Raw genomic sequence first — 6,740 nt, 5'->3', positions numbered from 1 at the left:
CGGCAGCGCCGGCGGTCGCCGCGCCGCCGGTTGCGCCCGGGCCCTCGACGCCCAACGGGCGTGGAGGCGAACCGGGTGTCGCCGGAGTCGGAGGCGCCGCGGTGGGCGTCAATGCCGCCATCGTGATGACCGGATCGTTGGGTGACTACGAAGTCGCGCTGCCGGACGGTGTCACGTTGCCACCAATGCCGTTCATTCGGTGAGTTATCTGAGAGAAGGCCCGGCCCGGGAGCATTCGCCCGGGGCGGGCCTTCCGCCATCTCGGGTGGGCGTGAGGCGCGTACCCTGAGAGAAATCTCACAAGGTGGACTCGGCTTCCCATGTCAGGGGCCACAGTTTGACTTTCCCGATTTGTGTGCTGCGCCCCTTCTGCCCATATTATTTCCGAGCCAGAGCACTTCGGTCCTCTGAGTACGGGTGCTCCAGACACCACGGAGTCCGCCCGTCGACAAGCGAAGGCGAATACATGATGACGACTCCCGGCCCCAAGAGCCTGTACCGCCCTGAATACGAACACGACTCGTGTGGCGTCGCGTTCGTTGTGGATATGTACGGACGCAAGTCCCGGGACATCGTCGAGAAGGCGATCGCCGCACTGGTGAACCTCGAGCACCGCGGCGCCGTTGGCGCCGAGGCCAACACCGGTGACGGCACGGGCTTGTTGATCCAGGTACCGGACTTGTTCCTCCGCGAAGTGATGCGTGAGGAGCAGAACGTAGAACTGCCTGAGGCCGGTGCATATGCCACCGGCCTTTGTTTTCTCCCCCAGTCCCGCATGCTCGCGATGGACGCCATGCGGATGGTGGAGCGGATCGCCGCCGAACAGGGCGTGTCCGTGATCGGGTGGCGTGAGGTCCCGGTCGACGACTCCACGGTCGGCGCGATCTCACGCGACGCGCAGCCCAGCATCCACCAGATCTTCGTCAAGGCCGCCGGCCCCGGAGGGGCGCTGCTCACGGAGCTGGACCTCGAGCGCAAGTGCTTCGTCGTGCGCAAGCGCTGCGAGCACGAGCTGGGCTCCAAGGGGCCCGGCAAGGGTGACCTCGGCTCGGAGACCGTGTATTTCCCGTCCCTGAGCCCTCGGACCTTCGTCTACAAGGGCATGCTCACCGAGAAGCAGCTCCCGGAGTTCTACCTGGATCTCCAGGACGAGCGTGTGGAGTCCGCCCTGGGCATCGTCCACTCCCGCTTCTCCACCAACACGTTCCCGGCATGGCCGCTGGCGCATCCCTTCCGCTACGTCGCCCACAACGGTGAGATCAACACCGCCCGCGGTAACGAGAACTGGATGCGGGCCCGCGAGTCACTCATGTCCAGCGAGCACATCGAGGACCTGTCGGCGGCACTGCCCATCTGCACCCCGGGCGGCTCCGACACCGCGCGCTTCGACGAGGCGCTGGAACTGCTGACGCTGGCAGGGCGCACCCTGCCCCACGCCGTGCTCATGATGGTCCCCGAGGCGTGGGAGCGCCACGAGACGATGGACCCGGCCAAGCGGGCGTTCTACGAGTACCACGCCTCCCTCATGGAGGCATGGGACGGACCGGCGTCGATCACGTTCACCGACGGCACCGTGATCGGCGCCGTGCTCGACCGCAACGGTCTGCGCCCGTCCCGGATCTGGGTCACCGACGACGGGCTCGTCGTCATGGCCTCCGAGGTCGGCGTCCTCGACATCCCCCAGGACAAGGTCGTCACCAAGACCCGCCTGCGCCCGGGCCGGATGTTCCTGGTCGATACCGCCCAGGGGCGGATCATCGACGACGAGGAGATCAAGACCGAGCTGGCCGCCGAGCACCCGTACCAGCAGTGGCTCGACGAGGGCATGGTCCGACTCGGGGATCTCCCGCAGGTCGACCACCCGTACATGCCGCACGAGCGTGTCGTGCTGAGACAGCGGGTCTTCGGATTCACCGAGGAGGAGCTCCGGATCCTCGTCTCGCCGATGGCCGGGGCGGGTGCGGAGGCGATCGGATCGATGGGCACCGACACGCCGCTGCCGGTCCTGTCGGAGCGCTCACGGATGCTGTTCGACTACTTCGCGCAGCGCTTCGCCCAGGTCACCAACCCGCCGCTGGACGCGATCCGCGAGGAGCTCGTCACCAGCTACGGTGTGACGCTCGGCCCCGAGGGCGATCTCATCCACCCGGGCCCGGAGTCGTGCCGCCAGATCCGCCTGGACAACCCGATCCTCGGCAACGACGAGCTGTCGACGCTGATGGCGGCCGGCGAGACCCGTCCCGGTCTGCGATCGGTGGTCGTCCGCGGCCTGTACAACGTCGCTCACGGCGGCCGCGGCCTGCGCATCGCCCTGGAACGGATCCGTCGCGAGATCTCCCACGCCATCGAGGATGGTGCCACGATCATCGTGCTGTCGGATCGTGAGTCGGATGAGCGCAACGCGCCGATTCCGTCGCTGCTCCTCACCTCGGCCGTGCACCACCACCTCGTCCGCGAGAAGACCCGTACCCGGGTCAGCCTCGTGGTCGAATCCGGAGACGCCCGCGAGGTCCACCACATGGCGGTCCTGTTCGGGTACGGCGCCGAGGCGATCAACCCGTACATGGCGTTCGAGTCCATCGACGAGCTCGTCAAGACCGGTCACCTCACCGGGGTGGACACCCCCGCGGCCTGCGCCAATTACCGCAAGGCCGCCGCGAAGGGCGTGCTCAAGGTGATGTCCAAGATGGGCATCTCGACCCTGGCCTCGTACACGGGTGCGCAGCTCTTCGACATCACGGGGCTCTCGCAGGAGTTGTGCGACGAGTACTTCACCGGCTCGATCAGCCCCATCGACGGCATCGGGCTCGACGAGATCGCCGAGGACGTGGCCCGTCGCCACCGCTTCGCGTTCCTGCCGCGGCCGGAGGAGGCCGCGCACCGCGAGCTCGAGATCGGCGGGGAGTACCAGTGGCGCCGGGAAGGCGAGTACCACCTGTTCAACCCGGACACGGTGTTCAAGCTCCAGCACTCCACGCGCTCCGGTCGCTACGAGATCTTCAAGGAGTACACCCAGCTCGTCGACGACCAGTCGGAACGTCTGGCCACCCTCCGCGGCCTGTTCGAGCTGAAGGGGACCCGTCCCCCGGTGCCGATCGAGGAGGTCGAGCCCGTCTCGGAGATCGTCAAGCGGTTCTCCACGGGCGCGATGAGCTACGGCTCCATCTCGGCCGAGGCCCACGAGACGCTGGCGATCGCCATGAACCGTCTCCACGCCCGGTCCAACTCGGGCGAGGGCGGCGAGTCGATCGACCGCTTCAGCCCCGACCCCAACGGTGACTGGCGCCGGTCGGCCATCAAGCAGGTGGCCTCAGGCCGGTTCGGTGTGACCAGCAACTACCTGGCCAACTGCACCGATATCCAGATCAAGATGGCCCAGGGCGCCAAGCCGGGCGAGGGCGGCCAGCTCCCGCCGGGGAAGGTCTACCCGTGGGTCGCCGAGGTTCGTGGCTCGACCCCGGGCGTCGGGCTGATCTCGCCGCCGCCGCACCACGACATCTACTCGATCGAGGACCTGGCGCAGCTCATCTACGATCTGAAGAACGCCAACCCCGAGGCCCGGATCCACGTCAAGCTCGTGGCCGAGCAGGGTGTGGGCACCGTCGCGACGGGTGTGTCCAAGACGCACGCCGACGTGGTGCTCATCTCCGGCCACGACGGTGGCACCGGCGCGTCTCCGCTGACCTCGCTCAAGCATGCGGGCGGCCCGTGGGAGCTGGGTCTCGCCGAGACCCAGCAGACCCTGCTGGTCAACGGCCTGCGGGATCGGATCGTCGTCCAGGTCGACGGGCAGCTCAAGACCGGGCGCGACGTCATCGTCGCGGCGCTGCTCGGCGGCGAGGAGTTCGGATTCGCGACGGCTCCGCTCGTCGTGGCCGGCTGCGTGATGATGCGCGTGTGCCATCTCGACACCTGCCCCGTCGGTGTCGCCACCCAGAACCCGATCCTGCGCGAGCGGTTCAACGGCAAGGCCGAGTACGTGGTGAACTTCATGGAGTTCATCGCCGAGGAGGTGCGCGAGTACCTCGCCGAGCTCGGGTTCCGTTCGCTGGACGAGGCGATCGGACACTCCGAATGCCTCGACAAGTCGCGGGCGTTCGCCCACAACAAGCGGGTCGCGAAGCTCGACCTGGCGCCGATCTTCGCCCAGGCGGAGTCCCCGTTCATGCACCAGGACCTGCGGAACACCAAGTCGCAGGACCACAAGCTCGAGGGCGTCATCGACCGCCGGCTCATCGAGGACAGCCGCTCCGTGATCGCTGATCCCGCGACGGGGCCGTTCGCGGGCAGCTACCCGATCTGCAACGTGAACCGCTCGGTGGGCACCATGCTCAGCCACGAGATCTCCAAGGCGCACGGTGGTGCCGGGCTCCCGGAGGGATCGATCGACCTGAGCTTCACGGGGTCCGCCGGCAACTCGCTCGGGGCGTTCCTCGCCTCCGGCGTGACCGTGCGGGTGTTCGGTGACGCCAACGACTACGTGGGCAAGGGACTGTCCGGGGGACGCATCGTCGTCCGCCCGGCGGAGGACGCCGCCCCCGATTTCGCGGCCGAGAACAACATCATCGCCGGCAACGTGATCTGCTACGGCGCCACCGCCGGCGAGGTATTCCTCCGCGGCATCGTGGGCGAGCGCTTCTGCGTGCGCAACTCGGGCGTCACCGCGGTGGTGGAGGGCGTGGGCGACCACGCCTGTGAGTACATGACGGGTGGACGCGTCGTCGTGCTGGGGGAGACGGGACGCAACGTCGCGGCCGGCATGTCCGGTGGCGTCGCCTACTTCTACGACCCGCAGGGCGTCCTGCCCGAGAACCTCAACGTGGAGCTCGTCGACACCGACGAGCTGACCAGCGAGGACGTGGAATTCCTCCGCGGCATCGTGGAGCGCCACGTGGAGGAGACCGATTCGGCCCGGGGCCGGGAGATCCTCGGTGGTTGGGCCCAGAACGTGAATCATTTCGCCAAGGTCATGCCGCGCGACTACAAGCGCGTGCTGCTGGCCATCGAGCAGGCGGAGAAGGACGGACGCAACGTGGACGAGGCGATCATGGAGGCCGCAAATGGCTGACCCGAAGGGCTTTCTCAAGCACACCGAGCGGGAGCTGCCCGAACGCCGCCCCGTCGACCTGCGCATCATGGACTGGAAGGAGGTCTACGAGTCGACGACCCTCCCGGAGGATCACCTGAAGACCCAGGCCTCCCGCTGCATGAGCTGCGGTGTGCCGTTCTGCCACCAGGGGTGTCCGCTGGGCAACATCATTCCCGAGTGGAATGACCTGGTGCACCGCGGGAAGTGGGACGCGGCGGTCGACCGTCTGCACGCGACCAACAACTTCCCTGAGTTCACCGGCCGGCTCTGCCCCGCGCCGTGTGAGGGCTCCTGCGTCCTGGGGATCAACCAGCCGCCCGTGACGATCAAGCAGATCGAGGTGGAGATCGCCGAGGCCGCGTGGGCCGACGGCGGCATGGCACCGGTGATCCCGTCGTTCCGTACGGGTCAGACCGTCGCGGTCGTGGGTTCGGGCCCGGCGGGTCTGGCCGCCGCGCAGCAGCTCACGCGCGCCGGACACTCCGTCACGGTGTTCGAGCGTGATGACCGCATCGGTGGACTCATGCGCTACGGGATCCCCGAGTTCAAGATGGAGAAGGCGGTCCTCGACCGGCGTCTCGCGCAGATGGAGGCCGAGGGAACGGTCTTCCGTTCCGGGGTCAACGTCGGCGAGGACATCACGGCGTCGCAGCTGCGGGAGCAGTTCGACGCGGTGGTGCTGAGCGGCGGCGCCACCATGAGGCGGGACCTGCCCGTGCCCGGCCGTGAGCTGGAGGGCATCCATCAGGCCATGGACTACCTGCCCCTGGCCAACAAGGCCGCGGTCGGCGACCCGGTGGTGGATGCCGACGGGTTGCCCGCCATCCACGCGCGGGACAAGCACGTCATCATCATCGGTGGCGGCGACACCGGCGCGGACTGCCTCGGCACGGCGACCCGTCAGGGGGCCAGGTCGGTCAAGAGTTTCGAGATCATGCCCCGCCCGCCGGCGACGCGTGCGGCCTCGACCCCGTGGCCGATGTACCCGCTGATGTTCCGCACGGCCTCCGCCCACGAGGAGAACGGTGAGCGCGTCTACGGCGTGTCCACCGCCGAGTTCGTGGGGGAGAACGGGCACGTCACCGCCCTCAAGGGTTCCGAGGTGAGGATGGTGGACGGGCGCTTCGAGCCCGTTCCCGGTACGGACTTCGAGTACCCGGCGGATCTGGTGCTGTTGGCGATGGGCTTCACGGGTGCCCAGAAGGCCGGACTCTGTTCCGACCTGGGGGTGGACTTCACCGACCGCGGAAACGTGGACCGTGACGGCACCTACGCGACCAATGTCGACGGCGTGTTCGTGGCCGGCGACATGGGCCGCGGGCAGTCGCTCATCGTGTGGGCCATCGCGGAGGGGCGCGCCGCCGCCGCCTCGGTGGATCGCTTCCTCATGGGGGAGACGGCGCTGCCGGAGCCGGTCCGACCGACGGACGTGGCACAGCGCTGAGATCCGCCGTGGCGCCTGACCTTAATGGAACCTAAGATCAGGTCTATTCTGATAGCAGGCCGCCCGGCCTCCGTCTCGGAAGGCATCCATGGTCCGCCGTCGCCCCGCCAGCATGATCGCCGCGCTCTGCGCTGCGGTCGTCCTGGCCGGGGCGCCGGTGGCCTCGGCCCAGCTGCCGGGACCGGGCGCCCAGCTCCCGGGACCGGG

At 68.2% G+C, this 6,740-nt stretch carries 3 protein-coding genes; all 3 read left to right on the top strand.

Annotated elements, in window-relative coordinates; translation table 11 throughout:
• Nucleotides 1-203 (top strand): hypothetical protein (locus G6024_RS16385; protein WP_478213477.1); only part of this gene is annotated, 203 nt, incomplete at its 5' end.
• A 263-nt stretch (nucleotides 204-466) separates the two neighbouring features.
• Nucleotides 467-5,068, top strand: coding sequence for a glutamate synthase large subunit (gene gltB / locus G6024_RS05350; protein ID WP_159148238.1), 4,602 nt, complete (start codon nucleotides 467-469; stop codon nucleotides 5,066-5,068).
• Nucleotides 5,061-6,533 carry a glutamate synthase subunit beta gene (locus G6024_RS05345; protein WP_067714930.1) on the top strand — a complete coding sequence of 491 codons (1,473 nt, stop codon included), beginning with the start codon at nucleotides 5,061-5,063 and terminating at the stop codon, nucleotides 6,531-6,533. The genes gltB and G6024_RS05345 overlap by 8 nt, the downstream gene beginning before the upstream one ends.
• Nucleotides 6,534-6,740: the final 207 nt, after the last annotated feature.

The organism is Dietzia maris (genome assembly GCF_014144855.1).
GTDB lineage: Bacteria > Actinomycetota > Actinomycetes > Mycobacteriales > Mycobacteriaceae > Dietzia > Dietzia kunjamensis.
This window is presented reverse-complemented; position numbering and strand designations above follow the sequence as displayed.

What these genes read in the sequence shown, in the direction of transcription:
- gltB (WP_159148238.1), top strand. Translation starts at nt 467, where the DNA reads ATGATGACGACTCCCGGCCCCAAGAGCCTGTACCGCCCTGAATACGAA.
- G6024_RS05345 (WP_067714930.1), top strand. Translation starts at nt 5,061, where the DNA reads ATGGCTGACCCGAAGGGCTTTCTCAAGCACACCGAGCGGGAGCTGCCC.